At 64.8% G+C, this 1,191-nt stretch carries 1 protein-coding gene; it reads right to left on the bottom strand.

Going from position 1 to position 1,191, the window contains the following annotated elements; all coding sequences use genetic code 11:
- The gene (gene tuf, locus ACFOYU_RS15300) at positions 1–1,191 is read right to left on the bottom strand and encodes an elongation factor Tu (protein WP_226741692.1); all 1,191 of its coding nucleotides are present in this window, start codon (positions 1,189–1,191) and stop codon (positions 1–3) included.

Here is a 1,191-nt window from a genome sequence, read left to right as displayed (position 1 = left end):
TTAATCCATGACCTGAGCGACGACGCCGGCACCGACGGTGCGGCCGCCCTCACGGATGGCGAAGCGCAGCTTCTCCTCCATGGCGATCGGCACGATCAGCTCCACGTCCATGGTGATGTTGTCGCCCGGCATCACCATCTCGGTGCCCTCGGGCAGCTTCACCACGCCGGTCACGTCCGTCGTGCGGAAGTAGAACTGCGGACGGTAGTTGCCGAAGAACGGCGTATGACGGCCGCCCTCTTCCTTCGTCAGGATGTACGCCTCGGCCTTGAACTTCGTGTGCGGCTTGATCGAGCCGGGCTTGCACAGCACCTGGCCGCGCTCCACGTCCTCGCGCTTCGTGCCGCGCAGAAGAACGCCCACGTTGTCGCCCGCTTGGCCCTGGTCGAGCAGCTTGCGGAACATCTCGACGCCCGTGACCGTCGTCTTCTGCGTCGCCCGCAGACCCACGATCTCCACTTCCTCGCCGACCTTGATGATGCCGCGCTCCACGCGACCCGTCACCACCGTGCCGCGGCCCGAGATCGAGAACACGTCTTCGATCGGCATCAGGAACGGCTGGTCCACCGGACGCTCCGGCTGCGGGATGTAAGCGTCGACCTCGGCCATCAGCTTGAGAACCGCATCGCGGCCGATCTCAGGCTGGCGGTCCTCCAGAGCGCAAAGAGCCGAGCCCTTCACGATCGGGATGTCGTCGCCCGGGAAGTCGTACTTCGACAGAAGCTCGCGAACCTCGAGCTCGACCAGGTCGAGAAGCTCGGCGTCGTCGACCATGTCGACCTTGTTCATGAACACCACCAGCGCCGGAACGCCGACCTGGCGCGCCAGAAGGATGTGCTCGCGCGTCTGCGGCATCGGGCCGTCGGCCGAGGACACCACCAGGATCGCGCCGTCCATCTGCGCCGCGCCCGTGATCATGTTCTTCACGTAGTCGGCGTGACCGGGGCAGTCCACGTGCGCATAGTGGCGGTTCGCCGTCTCGTACTCCACGTGAGCCGTCGAGATCGTGATCCCGCGCGCCTTCTCCTCCGGAGCCTTGTCGATCTGGTCGTACGCCGTAAACTGCGCGCCGCCAGACTCCGCCAGAACCTTCGTGATCGCCGCCGTCAGTGACGTCTTGCCATGGTCCACGTGACCAATCGTCCCGATGTTGCAGTGCGGCTTATTGCGCTCAAACTTTTCCTTCGCCAT

This window comes from Microvirga sp. GCM10011540, from assembly GCF_042650665.1.
GTDB classification, from domain to species: Bacteria; Pseudomonadota; Alphaproteobacteria; order Rhizobiales; family Beijerinckiaceae; genus Microvirga; species Microvirga lenta.
The sequence above is the reverse complement of the archived record's forward strand: the minus strand, read 5'-3'. Positions and strand labels throughout refer to the sequence as shown.

Excerpts from the sequence above, each read along its gene's own strand:
- tuf (WP_226741692.1), bottom strand. The coding sequence starts at position 1,191 with ATGGCGAAGGAAAAGTTTGAGCGCAATAAGCCGCACTGCAACATCGGG.